General features: G+C 31.4%; 15 protein-coding genes. 13 read left to right on the top strand and 2 right to left on the bottom strand.

Features of this window, described 5'->3' with window-relative positions:
* The first annotated feature begins 53 nt into the window (after nucleotides 1-53).
* From gldK to KO500_RS03250, 5 genes are all read left to right on the top strand, one after another.
* Complete coding sequence (gene gldK, locus KO500_RS03270; RefSeq protein ID WP_215955070.1) at nucleotides 54-1,418, top strand: gliding motility lipoprotein GldK; 1,365 nt, start codon at nucleotides 54-56, stop codon at nucleotides 1,416-1,418.
* A gap of 69 nt (nucleotides 1,419-1,487) precedes the next feature.
* Nucleotides 1,488-2,144, top strand: a complete 657-nt coding sequence (gene gldL, locus KO500_RS03265; RefSeq protein ID WP_215955069.1) for a gliding motility protein GldL — start codon at nucleotides 1,488-1,490, stop codon at nucleotides 2,142-2,144.
* Nucleotides 2,145-2,196: 52 nt separating this feature from the next.
* Nucleotides 2,197-3,756 (top strand): gliding motility protein GldM, encoded by a 1,560-nt coding sequence (gene gldM / locus KO500_RS03260; RefSeq protein ID WP_215955068.1) that lies wholly within the window; start codon nucleotides 2,197-2,199, stop codon nucleotides 3,754-3,756.
* Between the two features lie 101 nt (nucleotides 3,757-3,857).
* Nucleotides 3,858-4,760, top strand: coding sequence for a gliding motility protein GldN (gene gldN, locus KO500_RS03255; RefSeq protein ID WP_215955067.1), 903 nt, complete (start codon nucleotides 3,858-3,860; stop codon nucleotides 4,758-4,760).
* A gap of 117 nt (nucleotides 4,761-4,877) precedes the next feature.
* Nucleotides 4,878-5,933, top strand: a complete 1,056-nt coding sequence (locus KO500_RS03250) for an NAD(P)/FAD-dependent oxidoreductase (RefSeq protein ID WP_215955066.1) — start codon at nucleotides 4,878-4,880, stop codon at nucleotides 5,931-5,933.
* A gap of 7 nt (nucleotides 5,934-5,940) precedes the next feature.
* Here the strand turns inward: KO500_RS03250 and KO500_RS03245 are convergent, their stop codons facing one another.
* Complete coding sequence (locus tag KO500_RS03245; protein ID WP_215955065.1) at nucleotides 5,941-6,345, bottom strand: DUF983 domain-containing protein; 405 nt, start codon at nucleotides 6,343-6,345, stop codon at nucleotides 5,941-5,943.
* A 65-nt stretch (nucleotides 6,346-6,410) separates the two neighbouring features.
* Between KO500_RS03245 and KO500_RS03240 the strand changes: the two genes are divergently transcribed.
* The 8 genes from KO500_RS03240 (at nucleotide 6,411) to KO500_RS03205 (ending at nucleotide 17,327) form a co-directional block, all read left to right on the top strand.
* Nucleotides 6,411-8,324 carry an ABC-F family ATP-binding cassette domain-containing protein gene (locus KO500_RS03240; protein WP_215955064.1) on the top strand — a complete coding sequence of 638 codons (1,914 nt, stop codon included), beginning with the start codon at nucleotides 6,411-6,413 and terminating at the stop codon, nucleotides 8,322-8,324.
* A gap of 177 nt (nucleotides 8,325-8,501) precedes the next feature.
* Nucleotides 8,502-9,386, top strand: a complete 885-nt coding sequence (locus tag KO500_RS03235) for a leucine-rich repeat domain-containing protein (RefSeq protein WP_215955063.1) — start codon at nucleotides 8,502-8,504, stop codon at nucleotides 9,384-9,386.
* Nucleotides 9,373-10,281, top strand: coding sequence for a leucine-rich repeat domain-containing protein (locus KO500_RS03230; protein ID WP_252732415.1), 909 nt, complete (start codon nucleotides 9,373-9,375; stop codon nucleotides 10,279-10,281). The genes KO500_RS03235 and KO500_RS03230 overlap by 14 nt, the downstream gene beginning before the upstream one ends.
* Before the next feature lie 130 nt (nucleotides 10,282-10,411).
* Complete coding sequence (locus KO500_RS03225; RefSeq protein WP_215955062.1) at nucleotides 10,412-11,254, top strand: hypothetical protein; 843 nt, start codon at nucleotides 10,412-10,414, stop codon at nucleotides 11,252-11,254.
* A gap of 174 nt (nucleotides 11,255-11,428) precedes the next feature.
* Nucleotides 11,429-12,559 carry an efflux RND transporter periplasmic adaptor subunit gene (locus KO500_RS03220; RefSeq protein ID WP_215955061.1) on the top strand — a complete coding sequence of 377 codons (1,131 nt, stop codon included), beginning with the start codon at nucleotides 11,429-11,431 and terminating at the stop codon, nucleotides 12,557-12,559.
* On the top strand, nucleotides 12,559-15,765 hold the full coding sequence (locus KO500_RS03215) for an efflux RND transporter permease subunit (protein ID WP_215955060.1): 3,207 nt from the start codon (nucleotides 12,559-12,561) through the stop codon (nucleotides 15,763-15,765). Before KO500_RS03220 ends, KO500_RS03215 begins: the two co-directional genes overlap by 1 nt.
* Before the next feature lie 16 nt (nucleotides 15,766-15,781).
* Nucleotides 15,782-17,143, top strand: a complete 1,362-nt coding sequence (locus tag KO500_RS03210; protein WP_215955059.1) for a TolC family protein — start codon at nucleotides 15,782-15,784, stop codon at nucleotides 17,141-17,143.
* Between the two features lies 1 nt (nucleotide 17,144).
* Entirely contained in the window at nucleotides 17,145-17,327 is a 183-nt protein-coding gene (locus tag KO500_RS03205) for a CPXCG motif-containing cysteine-rich protein (protein ID WP_215955058.1), read from the top strand.
* Between the two features lie 4 nt (nucleotides 17,328-17,331).
* On the opposite strand, the gene KO500_RS03200 is transcribed toward KO500_RS03205, so the two are convergent.
* A complete protein-coding gene (locus KO500_RS03200; protein ID WP_215955057.1) occupies nucleotides 17,332-17,961 on the bottom strand; it encodes an SDR family oxidoreductase in 630 nt (209 codons plus the stop codon).
* Nucleotides 17,962-17,994 lie beyond the last annotated feature (33 nt).

Raw genomic sequence — 17,994 nt, 5'->3', positions numbered from 1 at the left:
GAGTGAATAAATGTGTTTTTTAAGTTACTACATAATCGAAATTTAACCTAAGTATGAAGAAGCTATTGTTATCATCTATAGCGTGTGTTGTTTTACTAAGCAGTTGCGGATCTAAAACAAAAGGAGAGCTAACCGGAGCCCAAGGAAAAAAATGGTATCCAGAAAAACCTTATGGTATGGAGTTAATCCCGCAGGGATCTTATATCATGGGTAAGAGTGAAGAAGATCAAGCTCAAGTTCTAAACGCGCCAACAAAAACTGTTACTGTACGCTCTTTCTATATGGACGATACAGAAATTACAAACAGTGAGTATCGTCAATTTGTAGAATGGGTACGAGACTCAATAGTAAGAACTAAGTTAGCTATTTTGGCTGATGAATTAGGTCTTGGTCCAGAAGATGGAGGTATTGGCGATTACGCTTTTAAAGATGCCGACACAACAAGATTATCTGCATATGATAAATATATGTTAGACAACTATTCAGGATTAGGTGAAACTGGTTATGAAGGTCGAGGATTAGACTTAGATCAAGATCTAGTATGGGAAACTTCTGATTACCCAGATGAGTATTATGTTGAGGTAATGGATCAATTATATCTTCCTGAAGAAGAATCTTATAATGGTCAACGTACTATTGATGTAACTCAATTAAAATACAAGTACTCTTGGATGGATATTGAAGCGGCTGCCCGTTCAAACGGTAAAGGCACTAGAAGAGATTTCATCAAACAAGAAGAATTAGAAATTTACCCTGATACAACAGTATGGATTAGAGATTTCGAATATTCTTATAATGAACCAATGCACAACGATTATTTCTGGCATGATGCTTACAGCGATTATCCTGTAGTTGGTGTTAGCTGGAAACAAGCTAAAGCATTCTGTAACTGGAGAACTAAATTGAAGAATGACGATCAAAAGTCAGCAGGTAAACAATTTGTTAACCAATTTAGATTGCCAACTGAAGCAGAATGGGAGTATGCAGCTAGAGGTGGTATTGAAGGTGGTACTTACCCTTGGGGTGGACCATATGTAATTAGTGACACTGGTTGTTTTATGGCAAACTTTAAACCTCAAAGAGGTGATTATGCAGCCGATACAGCATTATATACAGTAGAAGCTAAATCATTTGAACCAAACGATTACAATTTATACAATATGGCTGGTAATGTTTCTGAATGGACAGATTCTAGCTACGATCCGAACTCTTACGAGTATGTATCAACAATGAACCCGAATGGTGGTTCTGGCCAAAATGCCAGAAAAGTTATCCGCGGTGGTTCTTGGAAAGATGTTGCATACTTTTTACAAGTAAGTACAAGGGATTATGAATATCAAGACTCAGCACGTAGTTATATCGGTTTTAGAACTGTACAAGATTACATGGGTGAGGAAGAATCTAGACCTTTGAATTAAAATTAAATAAATCAATTATTTTTTAACCCAATCCTTTTATTAAATTAACCTGAAATTAAATTAAAAATTATGGCACAGTCAAAAGCAACAAAGAAAATTTTTAACATGGCCTATGGCCTTGGAGCATCTATCGTAATTATCGGTGCATTATTTAAAATATTACACTGGGAGTTAGGACCATTAAATGGTGGAGTACTTCTTGCAATTGGTCTTATTACAGAGGCACTTATTTTTGCAATTAGTGCATTTGAACCAGTTGAAGACGAATTAGATTGGTCTTTAGTATACCCTGAATTAGCAGGTGGTGAAGCTACAGCTAAAAAGCAAGCTAACGTACAACAAGAAGTTGCAGAAAGCGAAGCATCTTTATCTAAAAAATTAGATAACTTATTAAAAGAAGCTGGTGTTGATGCAAGTCTTATGGAAAGCTTAGGTTCTAGTATTAAAAACTTTGAAGGTGCTGCTAAAGGTATCGCTCCAACAGTTGATGCAATGGAATCTACACGTAAGTATTCTGATGAAATGGTACAAGCTGCTGCTCAAATGGAATCTTTAAATAGCTTATACAAAGTACAATTAGAGAGTGCAAGCAAGCAAGCTTCAATTAACGAAGAGGTTGTTCAAAACTCTACAGTATTGAAAGATCAAATGGCGTCATTATCAACAAACTTATCTTCTCTTAATGGAGTTTACGGTGGTATGTTGTCTGCAATGAATAAAAACTAATTATCGATTAGATAAAACCAAATCAAATTATTAACATCTAATTCGAAAAAACATGGCAGGAGGAAAACAGTCACCAAGGCAAAGAATGGTAAACTTAATGTATTTAGTTTTCATTTGTATGCTGGCATTAAATATGAGTAAAGAAGTTTTAGCTGCTTTCGGTCTTATGAACGAAAAGCTAGAAGTTTCTAACCAGAAGACGTCAGATAATAACTTAGCATTTTTAGAAGGGCTTGAAACCAAAGCATCTGAAAACGCAGAAAAGTATGCTGAAGATTATAAAAAAGCACAGCAAGTTCAAACTTTATCTCAAGAGTATTATGATTACCTTGAAGGTTTAAAGAAAGAAATGACTGCTGGTGTTGAAGATCCATCTGATTACACAGTGATGGATAAGTCAGATTATTTAGATCAAAAATTCTTTGAAGGCGAAGGCTTAGCGGCTGGAGGTAAAGAATTCATGAAAAGAATATCTGAATACCGCTCAAAAGTATCTGGTTTAGTACCAGAAAGATTAAAAGGTTCAGTAGTTGCTAGATTTGAAACTGGTGATGCTAACGGTAAAGTTGAAAAAAGAGATAAGACTAAGCAAGATTGGATCAACTATCACTATGAAGGTTTTCCTTTAATCGCTTCTTTAACTAAAATTACAGCTTTACAGTCTGATATTAAGTCAACTGAAGAAGATGCGTTAAAAGCAATGTTAGAAGGTAACTTAACTAGTCAAGTTTCTTTAAAAACGTTTAAGACATCTCTTTTCGGATCAAAGTCTGCTTACTACAGTGGTGAGAAGTATGATGGTAAAATCATCATTAGCAAAACAGATAACTCTTCTACTCCTGTAAAGGCAGATATTAAGTTAGATGGTAGAGCTTTAACAGAAGGTAAAGATTATGTTCTTGAAGCAGGTGGAGTTAAATTACTTATTGGAGCAGGTGCTCCTGGTGACCATGAGGTTGCTGGTACTTTAACCTTCATGCAAGATGGTAAAGAAGTTCCTGTGGATGTAAAAAATACTTTTGCAACTATATCTAAACCAAATGCAGCTTTAATTGCAGCTGACAAAATGAATGTTGTTTACCGTGGTGTTGCTAACCCAATGTCTATATCTATCCCAGGTATCCCTGATAATAAAGTTTCTGCTTCAGCAGCTGGTTTATCTAGAAAATCAGGTAGTAAATACAACATGATGCCAGGAAAAGGAAGAACGGTTACTATTACTGCTTCTGGTAAATTACCTGATGGTCAAACAGTATCATCTAGATCTGAATTCAGAATTAAGGATATTCCAAGACCAAACGGTTCTATTAGAGGTGAAACTAACACAGCTAAAATGCCTAGAAAAAACCTAGAAATTGCTACAGTTGGTGCTTTATTAGAAGATTTCGATTTTGATTTAAATCTTGCAGTAAGCGGGTTTAAAATTAAAATACCAGGTCAGCCAACAGTTGTTGTTAGAGGTAATAAATTAAATGGGCCAGCTAAATCAGCTTTAAAAAGAGCTAAGCGTGGTGATGCAATACAAATATTTGATATTGCTGCTTATATAACAAATAATAAATCTTACAAGCTTAAGAAAGTATCTCCAGTAGTGGTTGAACTTACAAACTAGTAAGAAAAATTTATTGAATGAGTTATGAATCGTTCAGAAAAAGCTTCTGAACGATTTGTAGCAAATTTTATAAAGGTGTAACACAAATAAATTTTTTAGAAATGAATTGGAAAAATGTATTATTAATTGGAGCGGTAGCATTATTACCTATATCTATGATGGCTCAGGCAAATATTTTAAATGCCAAAACGCCAGCAGATATCGGTAAGAAAACTGACGCGCAAATAGAAATGGATAACGATGCTCCTTTAGAATATGGTTATGTAGATGACAGAGATATTCTTTGGTCTAAAACTGTATGGGAAGTTGTTGATTTAGATGAGCGTGTAAATTTCCCGCTTTATTATCCAATTGATACTGTTGATATAGGTTCTGACAGAAGATCTTTATATGATGTTTTAATCAAAAACATTAAAAACGGTAAAATTAAAGACATCTATGTAGATTCTTATTTTACTGAAAAAAGAAAGTTTTCAGACTTAGCTGCAACTTTACAGAAAACAGATACTACTGATTACGGTTACGAGCAATATAATGCTGGTGAGCAAGTTTCTCCGGAGTATATCAATCAAAGAGATTTAACTGCTGCAGATTTAGAAGAGTACTTAATTAAAGGTATTTGGTATTTTGACAAGCGTCAAGGTGAATTAAAATATCGTTTGTTAGGTATTGCTCCAAGAGCTCCAGATGTTAACTTTATTGATGATGAGTCTATGGACCAAGAAGAAAATAAAGTTGCTTTATTTTGGGTTTGGTATCCAGGTGCACGTCAAGTGCTTCATGAGGCTAAAGTGTTTAATCAAAGAAACTCTGCACAACCAATATCTTTTGATATGTTGTTAAACGCGAGACGTTTTAATGCAACAATCTATAAAGAAGATAACGTTTATGGAGATCGTGAAATTAAAGATTATATTTCAGATAACTCATTGTTCCAATTATTAGAATCTGATCGTATCAAAGAGACGATTCGTGATAAAGAACAAGATATGTGGAGTTACTAAACTAGAAAATTCCAATTCTAAAATATTTTAAAAGTCTTAACCTTTGAAGGTTAAGACTTTTTCTTTTTATATTATATTCTAATTCTGCTTAGCTACTAAATTATTTACCTTTGTTTCATGGTAGATTATATTGTTGTCGGTTTAGGTTTAGCGGGTATTTCATTCTGTGAACAATTAGAGAAAAATGGTAAAACATTTCGTGTAATATCTGATGATTCTCAAACATCTTCTGTTGTTGCAGGTGGTATGTATAATCCCGTGATATTAAAAAGATTTACACTGGCCTGGAATGCTAAAGATCAATTAGAAAAAGCAATGCCATTTTACAACCTTCTTGAAGAAAAGTTGAAGATTAAAGTTGATACTAAAGTAGCTGTGCAAAGGCGTTTTGCATCAATAGAAGAACAGAACATGTGGTTTGAGGCTTCTGATAAACCAAAGTTAAATAGTTTTTTGTCTACTAATATTATTAAGAATATAAATAAAGCTATTGATGCTGATTTTGGTTACGGTGAGGTTTTAGGCACTGGAAGAATTGACACTGAAAAATTGATTGTAACATATACAAACTACTTATTGTCAAAAGAAGCTTTTAAAAAAGAAACTTTTGCATTTGATGATTTGAAAGTTGAAGATGATTGTGTGGTGTATAAAGAATTAAAAGCCAGGCATATTGTTTTTGCTACAGGTTACGGTTTAAAAGAAAACCCATATTTCTCGTACTTGCCATTAAATGGAACAAAAGGAGAGCTTTTAACAATAAAAGCTCCAAATTTAAAGGAAGAAAATGTAATCAAATCTTCGGTATTTATAATTCCTTTAAGCGATAATTTATACAGAATTGGTGCTACCTACAAATGGAAAGATAAAACTAATGTGCCTACACAAGAATCAAAAGAGGAGCTAATAAATAAGTTAAAATCTTTTTTAAATTGTGATTACGAAATTGTTTCACATGTAGCCGGTATACGACCTACAGTTGCTGATAGAAGGCCATTGGTTGGTACACACCCACTACATTCACGTTTGCATGTTTTAAATGGTTTTGGTTCACGTGGTGTAATGATAGCGCCAACAGCTTCAGAAACACTGTTTAATGCTATAGAAAACGATGAACCTGTTGACTCAGAAATGGATATCGCTAGGTTCACGAAAAAATATTTTAATAAATAAATTTTATTTAGCTGAGTTTTTCAGTGTTATATTTTTTAACCGCATTTTTATCGTAGCTAATAAAAAAGTTAATCCAAATATTACGTGATAATCTAATAATTACAGGCATAAAAAATATTAGTGTTCCTATAATAGCAAAAAAGCTCGTTAGTAATCCAGTTCCAATAAATAAAAATGAAATTACAAAAGCAGCAACGGCAAATGCAATACCAACTGCATAACTTACATACATCGCACCATAAAAAAACGATGGTTCTATTTTATATTTAGTATTACAATGCGAACAACGTTCGTTCATTTCAAAAATTTGACCTAAATGATACGGATTTTTGTCCTTATACATACTTTCATTATGACATTTAGGGCAAGTTCCTGTTAAAATACTGTAGAGTTTGTTTCCTTTTTTTAACATTTGCAGAAAGTTTGTACAAAAATACATTTTTCTGTAATTTTCATCTGTAACAATAGTCACATTTTATGCTTAATATACACAACCTTTCTGTCTCATTTGGTGGAGAATATTTATTTGAAGAAATTTCATTTCGTTTAAACCCAGGAGATAGAGTTGGACTTATTGGAAAAAATGGTGCAGGGAAATCTACACTATTAAAATTATTATCTAAAGATATGCAGCCAGACACTGGTGTTATAGCTTCAGATAAAGAAGTTCGAATAGGCTTTTTGCGACAAGATTTAGATTTTGAGCAAGGCAGAACAGTACTTGAAGAAGCTTACCAAGCCTTTGAAGAAATAAAATCTTTAGAACTACAATTAGATGGCATTAATCATCAATTAGCAGAGCGTACCGATTATGAAAGTGATGGCTATACAAAATTAATTGAAGATTTGAGTGATATTACCCACCGTTATGAAATTTTAGGTGGTTATAATTACCAAGGAGAAACAGAAAAAATTCTTTTAGGTTTAGGTTTTAAACGTGAAGATTTTGATAAACATACCGATACGTTTTCTGGTGGATGGCGTATGCGTATTGAATTAGCAAAATTACTTTTACAAAGCAATGATGTTTTACTTTTAGATGAGCCTACCAACCACTTAGATATTGAATCTATAATTTGGTTAGAGAACTTTTTAAAAGGGAGTAATAGTGCTGTAGCTATTGTTTCGCATGATAAAATGTTTTTAGATAATGTAACAAATAGAACTATTGAAATATCATTAGGTAGAATTTATGATTACAATAAACCATATTCTGAGTTTTTAGTTTTAAGAAAAGAAATTCAAGAGCAACAATTAAACGCTCAAAAGAACCAGGAAAAACAAATTCAACAAACGGAAAAGCTAATTGAGAAATTTAGAGCAAAAGCATCTAAAGCCTCAATGGCACAGTCGCTTATTAAAAAATTAGATAAGTTAGATAGAATAGAGGTTGATGGAGACGATAATAGTGTGATGACATTACGTTTCCCAGTTTCAGTCACTCCAGGTAAGATTGTGGTTGAAATTGAAGACTTATCTAAACACTACGGTGAAAAGGAAGTTCTTAATAATATTGATTTATTAATTGAACGAGATATAAAAACTGCGTTTGTTGGCCAAAACGGGCAAGGTAAATCTACTTTAGCAAAAATAATGGTTGGAGAGTTGGAGCACCAAGGAAAACTGAAATTAGGGCATAATGTAGAGATTGGGTATTTTGCACAAAACCAAGCGGAGTATTTAGATGGTAATAAAACCATTTTAGATACGATGATTGATGCAGCTAATGAAAAGAATAGAAGTAAAGTTCGCGATATTCTTGGATCTTTTTTATTTAGAGGTGATGAGGTAGATAAATATGTAAAAGTGTTATCAGGTGGTGAAAGAAACCGTTTGGCTTTAGCTAAAATGTTATTACAGCCTTTTAATGTCTTGGTGATGGATGAACCTACAAACCACCTTGATATAAAATCGAAAAATGTTTTGAAGCAAGCCTTACAAAACTTTGAAGGCACTTTAATATTGGTTTCTCATGATAGGGATTTTCTTCAAGGACTTACCAGTAATGTATATGAATTTAAAGATGGTAAGATTAAAGAATATTTAGGTGATATCGATTTTTATTTAGAGCAACGCAAAGTAGAAGATTTTAGAGAAATTGAGAAAAAGCAACCTGTAAAGACTCAAAAAGCAAAAAAGCCTAAAAAAGAGATAAGCTACGAGGATCAAAAAAAATTAAAATCTTTAAATAATAAGTTAAGTTCCATTGAAAGTGATATCTCTCAACTAGAAAAAGAGATTGAAACAATTGATGCAGATTTAGTTTCTGATTATGATACTACAATAGCTAAACCTAATTTTTTTGAATCTTACGAGAAGAAAAAACACTCACTTAAAAAGTATATGCAAGATTGGGAAGATCTAACTTTAAAGTTAGAAAGCCTACAATAGATAAATTCTTACTTTCACAACTGCTTTTTTAACTTTCACAACAAAAATTAAGAATATGAGTGTTGTTCAACGATTAAGTTGCTGAGTATTACAGTATTATTATTAAATTTGTAGGAGTATTCTTATATTGAATGTTATTTTCAGTAAATAATTAGGTTTCATTTAATCCTAAATTTCATGATAAAAAAATTACTTATATTAAATTTATTATTATTTAACTACGTTGCTTTTGCAATTCCTAAGGCGGAAAAAAGTGCATTAATTGATTTGTACAAAAGTACCAATGGTGATCAGTGGACAAATTCATGGAACATAAAATCTTCAGTTAAAAAATGGGATGGTGTTATTATTGAAAATGATCATGTAGTTGCTTTAAACCTTTTTAACAATAACCTAATTGGTCAAATACCATCAACTATTGGGCAGTTAAAGGGTTTAAGAAAAATAAATCTTGCATTCAATAGATTAGAAGGTGAAATTCCTTCAGAAATTTATACTTTAAAAAACTTACAAGTAATAAGATTAGGTAAAAATAATCTTAAAGGGAAGTTATCTAGTACTATTGGAAACTTACAAGAATTGGTTTTTATAGATTTGTTCTCAAATGATATTTCGGGTGCTATACCAGAAACTATTTGTGAATTAAAAAAGCTTAAAATTTTATCAATTGGTAGTAACCATTTAAATGGTCAAATTCCTACAAATATTGGAAATTTAGAAAGCTTAGAACGTTTAGAAATTTCAAATAATGAGCTAATGGGAGAAATTCCAACTACATTATCAGAAATTAAGACTTTAAAATCACTAGTTATTGCTGAAAATTCTTTTTCTAATAAATTTCCAAAAGAGATTTTAAGATTACCGAATCTTAAATTTGTTCAAATACAAAAAAATGATTTCGACAAAAAATATCTTAATGAAATAGTTTTGTCAGAAACAAGTTTAGCATTTTTTGAATACGATCAAGATAAAACTGAAATTATAAAAAAAGACATAATAGAAATTCATAATAGCGGTGAATTTAGAACTGCTGATATAAAATTTGAAGATGATGATGAATAAAATGACATTTTTTAGTGGTAAGAAAAGCTTTTTATTACTGGGTGTAATTTTAATGTTTAGTTTTTCAGTATTAGCTGAGGTTTCTAAAGAAGAAAAAAAAGCCCTAATTGATTTATACGAAAATACAAATGGTAAAGAGTGGGGAACTACTTGGGATATTAATACTCCAGTAGCAACATGGCACGGTATTACCGTTAAAAATGATGCTGTAGTAAAAATCAATTTATTTCACAACAATCTACAAGGTGTTCTGCCTTCAAGTATTGGTGATTTGAAAAATTTAAAAGTTTTAAATTTAGCTTTTAATCAATTAACAGGTGTTTTACCAGAACAGATTAGTTATTTAGAAAATCTTGTGATTTTAAAAATTGAAATGAATAAATTAAAAGGTTCATTACCTGATGATTTAACGAATATGAAACAATTACAAGAGCTTACTGCTTTTAATAATTTTTTGTCTGGAGGACTGCCAAATAATATAGGAGATTTATCAAAACTTAAAATATTGAATCTTTCAAGTAATAACTTTAAAGGAGAAATACCAACATCTATCGGAAGTTTAGAAAATTTAGAATCTTTAGGACTATTTGAAAATAGCTTGCAAGGGCATATGCCAGCTGAGCTTGGTAAACTTAAAAATTTACAAGAATTAGTTTTAGCAAATAATAGTCTTGACGGAGCTATTCCTAAAGAAGTTGGTGAGCTTGTAAGTTTAAGAATTTTTCAAGTTCAGAACAATGGTTTTGATTCTTTTGAAGATGTTCACACCATTAAAACGAATAGCTTATTAGTGTTTGATTTTGATAAAGATAAAATAGAAACAGAGCCAGAATATAAAGATATTAATGTATATAAAACAAGAGTAGCAAATACTGTTTTTGAAGACGAAGAGTAATAAATGTATAGTTTAGTTTGAAGTTAAAAGAGAGGTGATATCACTTCTCTTTTTTGTATTTTAGACTTTTTAATAAGAAAAGTTAAAGTTTGGCGTTCTAATAATACCAAATCTAAATACTACCATTAAAATGAAACTGCTTAACCAGAATGTTATTACCATTTTTGTGTTAATTTTTTGTTGCTCCATACAAGCTCAGGTTATATCTGATACAGAAAAATCTGTTTTACTAGATTTTTACAAAGAATTGAATGGTAATCAATGGACAGCTAAATGGAATTTAAAACAACCAATATCAACGTGGCATGGTTTAACTATCAAAGATGGTCATGTAATTGCTATAGATTTAAGTAGAAATAACTTATCTGGAAAAATACCTAAAAGTATCGGAGAGCTAGAATATTTAACTTCCTTAAATCTATCATTAAATAAAGTTTGCGGTAAACTACCGCAAGAACTATTCTATATACCAAATATTAAACTTGTTAATCTAGAAATGAATAATTTGAAAGGAAATTTACCTAAAAATTATTCAATGTGTGAAAATTTGGAGGAACTTACTTTATTTAACAACTCTTTTGATGGTCCTATTCCTTCAAGTATAAAAGATGCCTCAAATTTAAGAGTAATAAACATTTCAGGAAATTATTTTGAAGGAGGTATACCTAAGGAAATTGAAATTTTAAAAAAAATAGAAGTTTTAGGTTTATTTGGCAATAAACTTAGTGGCATTATAACTATTGATTTTGAACAATTCCCGAATTTAACTGAGCTGAGTTTAGCGTACAACAATTTTGAAGGAGAAGTGCCAAATGGAATTGAAAAACTAAAAGAATTAAAATATTTGCAACTACAAGGAAATAGATTTTCATCATATGAAAATTTAGAAAAATTAAATATTGAAAATTTACAAACATTAGATAGCGATAATGTAAATTTTAAGGATGATTCTTCGGAATATATTATCGATTAGTTTCTTTCGTAAAAGATAAATGTTAAAGCCTTGAAAGAGTTAGTGTTATTAGTGCTCACTCTCTGTTTTTACTCATGCTAAATAGTTGGTTTTAAGATATGTTTAACTAAATTAGATTAAACTATTAGATAGTTTTGTCATCATATACCGAACTAAGCTATCACAAACTAAATTATGAGAAAAATAGTACTATCTATTTTAGGCATTGTCCTAATAGCGCTTTCTATTTATGCAGCAATTGCATTAGTTAATAATAAAAAAACTAATAAGCCCAAACCAGATAAAGTTGTTAAAACAGTTTTTTCTTCTAAAGTCAAAAACGGTACAGTTCCTATTGTAATTTCGGCACATGGTAATGTTGTAGCAAAAAGGCGTGTTGAACTTTATGCAGAAGTACAAGGTGTTTTTAATAAAGGGAGCAAACTTTTTAAAACTGGTGAAAGTTATAATAGAGGAGAAACTATTATTAGAATTGACGCTTCGGAATATACAGCAACAGTTCAATCTGCTAAAAGTAATTTGTATAATCTGCTAACTTCAATAATGCCCGATTTAAGGTTAGATTATCCTGAAATATATGATAAATGGCAAGCATATTTAAGTTCTTTTGATATGAATGCTGTAACGCCTGAGTTGCCAGAAATGACAACTGATAAAGAAAAATACTTTATTACAGGTAGAGAGATCCTTACTAGCTATTACGATGTTAAAACTTTAGAGCAACGTTTGGCAAAATATAGAATAACAGCCCCTTTTAAAGGTGTACTAACTGAAGCATTAGTGAACGAAGGAACTTTAGTTAGAACTGGTCAAAAACTAGGGGAATTTATCAATACAGATGTTTATGAGCTTGAGGTATCAGTGCCAAAAACCTATAGTGATTTATTAAAGATAGGTGAGAGTGTTACTTTAATTAATTTAGATAAGACAGATGAGTACACAGGCATTGTTACACGTATTAACGGTAATGTAGACCAAGAATCTCAGACAATCAAAGCTTTTATTGAAATTAAGAATGAAGGTTTAAAAGAAGGAATGTATTTAGAAGCAAAACTAAATGCCAAGAAAGAAGAAAATGCTATAGAAGTTGATCGTGGTTTGCTTTCAGAGGCTAATCAAATTTTTGTAATACGCGATAGTATTTTAGATGTTGTTGATGTTACTCCAATATATTTTTCAGATAAAACTGTAATTTTAAAAGGTGTGCCAGAAGGTGAAACTATTGTAGCTAAACCAATAGTAGGTGCTTATGCAGGTATGCTGGTTAAAAAAATTGATGTTAACCAAGAAAATACAGTTGACTAATGAGAAAAATAATATCGTATTTTATTAAATACCACGTAGCTGTTTCTGTTTTTCTTTTAGCAGTTGTAGTTTTTGGTATGGTTGGGGCATTATCATTAAAGTCTTCCTATTTTCCTTTAGTTGATTCTAAAATTATAACGGTCACAATAGCTTATCCTGGTGCGTCACCTCAAGAAATTGAAGAAGGAATTGTTTTAAAAATAGAAGATAACTTAAAAGGACTCGAAGGAGTTGATAGAGTAACATCCACTTCAACAGAAGATAGTGGATCAATTACTGTAGAAATAGAGAAAGGGGAGAATATCGATTTTATGCTTTTAGAAGTAAAAAATGCGGTAGATAGAGTTCCATCTTTTCCAACAGGTATGGAGCCATTAGTAGTTGCTAAAACTGAGAATATTAGAGAAACTATTAGTTTTGCAATTAGTGGAGATAATATTCCTTTAGTTACTTTAAAGCAAGTTGGAAGGCAGGTTGAAAATGATATTCGTGGTATAGAAGGCATCTCTCAAATAGAAATATCTGGTTTTCCTGATGAAGAAATTGAAATTGCAGTTAATGAAAATAGCTTATTAGCCTATAATATTTCATTTAGTGATGTTTCTGCGGCAGTTTCAAATGCCAATATTTTAGTTACAGGGGGTAATATTAAAACCGATGCTGAAGAGTTTTTAATTAGAGCGAATAATAGAGCTTATTATGGTGAAGAACTTTCTTATTTAGTAATTAAATCTACACCCACAGGTCAAACAATTAGATTGAAAGATGTTGCCATCGTTCGTGATCGTTTTGAAGAAACACCAAATGCATCATATTACAACGGAAACTTATCAGTATCAGTTGAAATTACAAATACGAATTCTGAAGATTTAATTGTATCAGCTGATAGAGTTAAAGAATATATTGAAGATTTTAATGCGAAATATAACAATATTCATCTTGATGTTGTTAGAGATCAATCAATAACATTAGGCCAACGTACGCAACTTTTAATTACCAATGCATGGCAAGGAATGTTGTTGGTGCTCATATTTTTATCATTATTCTTAAATACACGTTTAGCATTTTGGGTAGCTTTTGGTTTGCCTATATCATTCTTAGGAATGTTTATTTTTGCAGGATATTTTGATGTTACAATTAATGTGCTTTCTCTTTTTGGGATGATTATCGTTATTGGTATTCTGGTAGATGATGGAATTGTTATTGCGGAAAATATATACCAACATTACGAAAAAGGGAAGTCGCCAATTAATGCAGCTATTGATGGTACTCTAGAGGTTATTCCGCCAATTGTATCTGCGATTATAACTACATTACTAGCATTTTCTATGTTCTTGTTTTTAGATGGTAGAATAGGAGATAATTTTGGTGAAGTTTCGGTAATTGTGCTCTTAACATTAATTGTGTCTTTAGTAGAAGCGTTAATAATATTACCAGCCCATTTAGCACATTCTAAAGCTTTAAAAACTATAGAAAAAGAACCTACCTCTAAAATAGGACAAGCTTTTGCAAAATTGCGTGTAATTAATCAATTAGGTGATCGTTTTATGAATTGGATGCGTGATGATTTTTACTCACCAATTTTAAGATTTGCTTTAAAATATAAGATACTGACTTTTTCATTTTTTGCAGTTGCTTTAGCATTAACTATGGGTTCTGTTGGTTCAGGAATTATTAGAACCGCATTTTTCCCTAACGTAGCGAGTGATCGTGTTTCTATTAGTTTAGAAATGCCAAACGGTACAAATGAAGTTATAACTGATTCTATAATCACGCTTATAGAAAGTAAAGCACAAATTATAAATCAAGAATTTACCGAAAAGTATCTAAAAGGTACTGATAAAGTTTTGTTTGATAATGTAATTAAAAATGTAGGTCCAGGTTCTTCTACAGCTTCGTTATCAATTAACCTTTTGGTCGGTGAAGAAAGGCCAGATAATATTACATCTGAATTAGTTTCAAATAGTATTCAAGATCTTGTAGGTCCAGTTATCGGTGTTGAAAGCTTGATATATGGTTCGGGTGGTAATTTTGGTGGTGACCCTGTTGCTGTTTCATTATTGAGTAATAATATTGTAGAATTAAAGCAGGCTAAAAAAGAGTTAAAAACAGCATTACAAAACAACGCTCTTTTAAAAGACGTTGCAGATAATGACCCTGCCGGAATTAAAGAGATTAAATTAGAGCTTAAAGAAAATGCTTATTTATTAGGCTTAGATTTACAAACGGTAATGACTCAAGTAAGGTCTGGTTTCTTTGGGGTGCAGGCACAACGTTTTCAACGTGGCGAAGATGAAATTAAAGTTTGGGTTCGATATGACAGAGAAAACAGATCATCTATAACTGATTTAGATGAAATGAGAATTAATACTCCAGATGGAGGAAAAGTTCCTTTAAAAGAGATAGCAAGTTATGTTATTGAGCGTGGTGATGTTGCTATTAATCACTTAGAAGGGCAACGTGAAATACAAGTCACAGCTGACCTTAAAAATAGTAAGGTTACCAGTGGTACAGATATTATGTTAGATATTAGACAAAATATAATGCCTGATATTCAATCTAAATATTCATCAGTATCAGCATCTTACGAAGGTCAAAATCGTGAAGCAAAAAAATTCTCTGATTCATTACGTTTAGTTGGTTTATCAGTATTAGCATTAATCTATATAACTATAGCATTTACGTTCCGTAGCTTTAGTCAACCATTAATGTTATTGCTTTTAATTCCTTTTTGTTTACCAGCGGTATCATGGGGGCATTGGATTCACGGTTTCCCAGTAAACATACTTTCATTATTAGGTATTATCGCCTTAATTGGTATTATGGTGAATGACGGACTTGTGTTAATAGGTAAGTTTAATACGAATTTGAAAGAAGGTATGAAGTTTGATGATGCTATTTTTGAAGCAGGTAAATCACGTTTTAGAGCAATATTTTTAACTTCAATAACAACTATTGCAGGTTTAGCGCCTTTATTATTAGAAAAAAGTAGACAGGCACAATTTTTAAAACCAATGGCAATTTCAATCTCATATGGTATTGCATTTGCAACAGTACTAACTTTAGTAATGTTACCATTATTTTTAGCATTCAATAATAAACTTAAAGTAATTGTCAAGTGGCTAGCTACTGGCGATAAAATTACGAAAGAAGAAGTTGAAAGAGCTATCAAAGAAAGAGATGAAGAAGAACATTTTAACGACTAATAAACCTCAGTAACCAATGAGAAAATTATATATAATACTACTTTTCTGTTTTTGTGGATCTATTTTCGCTCAGGAGAATTTTTTAACTAAAGAAGAAGCGATTGCGATTGCTTTAGAAAATAATTTTGGAATTAAAGTAGCTACAAATGATTTAGAAATTGCAGCAAACAATAAGAGTATTTTAAACTCAGGATATTTGCCAACACTGTCAGGTTCAGCAAGTGCAAATTATAATGATTTAGATAGTAACACAAAATACCCTGGTCAGTTTGATGATGATGGCGTTACACCAAGGGCTGATTTAGAAATTGATCACGCAGAGTCTAGAGATTATAGTGCAGGTCTTAGTTTAGATTATACCTTGTTTGACGGTTTGGGTAGGTTTTATACTTATAAGCAATTAAAGGAGCAGTATCAGTTAACAGAATTGCAAGCGAGAGAAACAATTGAAAATACAATTGTTCAAATGTTTAGTGTGTATTTTCAAGTAGCACAACTTACAGAAAACTATAATGTTTTAGAGCAGGCTTTAGAGATTTCTAGAGATCGTATTATTCGAGAAGAGTATTCTTTTGAGTATGGACAAAATACAAAGCTTGATATTTTAAATGCACAAGTTGATTTTACAAACGATAGTATTTTATTATTAAATGCAAAACAAGACTTAGTGAATGCAAGACGAGATTTAAATGTAGTACTTAATCAAGACTTAAATAAAGTTTATCAAGTTGATACTATTGTAATGTTTACACCTAGTTTAGAGCTTGATAGTCACATTTTAAAGTCTAATGAAAATAATGTATCCTTATTACAAGCAGAGAAAAACTTGAAAATTAATGAATACGATATTAAAGTTAGTAAATCTGGTTACTTACCTACAGTTGATCTAACAGGTGAATATGGCTGGAATTTAAGTCAGAGTGCATCAAGTTCATTTTTACCAGGACAAGTAATACCTGGGAGTAATAGAAATACTTATGATTTAGATTTAACTGCGAGTTTAACATGGAATTTATTTGATGGCGGTACTACGTCAGTAGCTGTTAGAAATGCTAAAATTGCTTATGATAATCAAGAGATAGTTAAAAAACAATTGGCACTTGAGATTGAACGTGATATCCAGAATGCAAAAACTATTTATGATAATTTAATTAAGATATATCAGATTCAAGAGCAAAATGTATTAACGAATCAGAATAACTTTGAGCGTTCAAAAGAGCAATTTCAGTTAGGTAGAATTACGTCGATAGAATTTAGGCAAGCGCAAATTAATTTGTTAGACGCAGGCACCAATAAAAATTTAGCAAAATATGATGCTAAATTAGCAGAGGTAGAATTATTGCAATTAACTGGGCAGTTGTTGAATGTAAAATTATAATATGTACGAGCACTTTTTTCAATGTCCGTATTGCTGGGAAGAAATATCTATGTTGTTAGATGTTTCGGTAACTAGGCAAACTTATATTGAAGATTGTGAGGTATGCTGTAACCCAATCGAGCTCACTCTTGAATTTTCAGATAGTGAACTCGTTGGATTTTCTGCTAATGATATTGAGCAATAGTATCTTAATTTGTATTATCTAACGCTCTTCCTATTAAAGTTTTACCTTCAAGTATTTCAAAAGCCTCTTTATTAGCAACATCATCATGTAAACTTCTAACTAAAGTTTGAGCAACATCGTCTCTTGAAATTTGTCCACTTTGATTTAATTTTTTAGATAATTTTATTTTGCCAACACCTTTATTATTTGATAATGTTCCAGGGCGTACTATCGTATAGTTTAAGTCACTTTCAGTAAGGTATTCATCTGCATTATGTTTAGCTTTTAAATACTCTTTTAGTTTTGGTGCATTTTCTGGTTCGTCAGCTCCCATTGAGCTTAACATTACAAACTTTTTAACCTTGTGTTTTTCTGATACTTTAATTAATTTTTTAGCGCCTTCTTGGTCAACTTCTACGACTTTTTTACCGCCAGAACCTGCTGCAAAAATAACTTTGTCTATATTTTTTGTAGTATCAGTTAAGTCACCTTCTAAATCGGCGAGTATCGTGGTGATATTTTTATCTGAAAATTGTTTTACTTGTTCTTCTTTACGAACCATTGCTATTGGATTAAAATATTGTGATTCGTTTAAAAGATGAACTATTTTTTTTCCTGTGGTACCATTGGCACCAGCTACTAATATATTTTCCATTTTTTTAGCTTTTTTTGATTCGTAACAAAGGTA

The sequence above is a fragment of the Cellulophaga baltica genome, assembly GCF_018861125.1.
Taxonomy (GTDB): Bacteria; Bacteroidota; Bacteroidia; order Flavobacteriales; family Flavobacteriaceae; genus Cellulophaga; species Cellulophaga baltica_A.
This window is presented reverse-complemented; position numbering and strand designations above follow the sequence as displayed.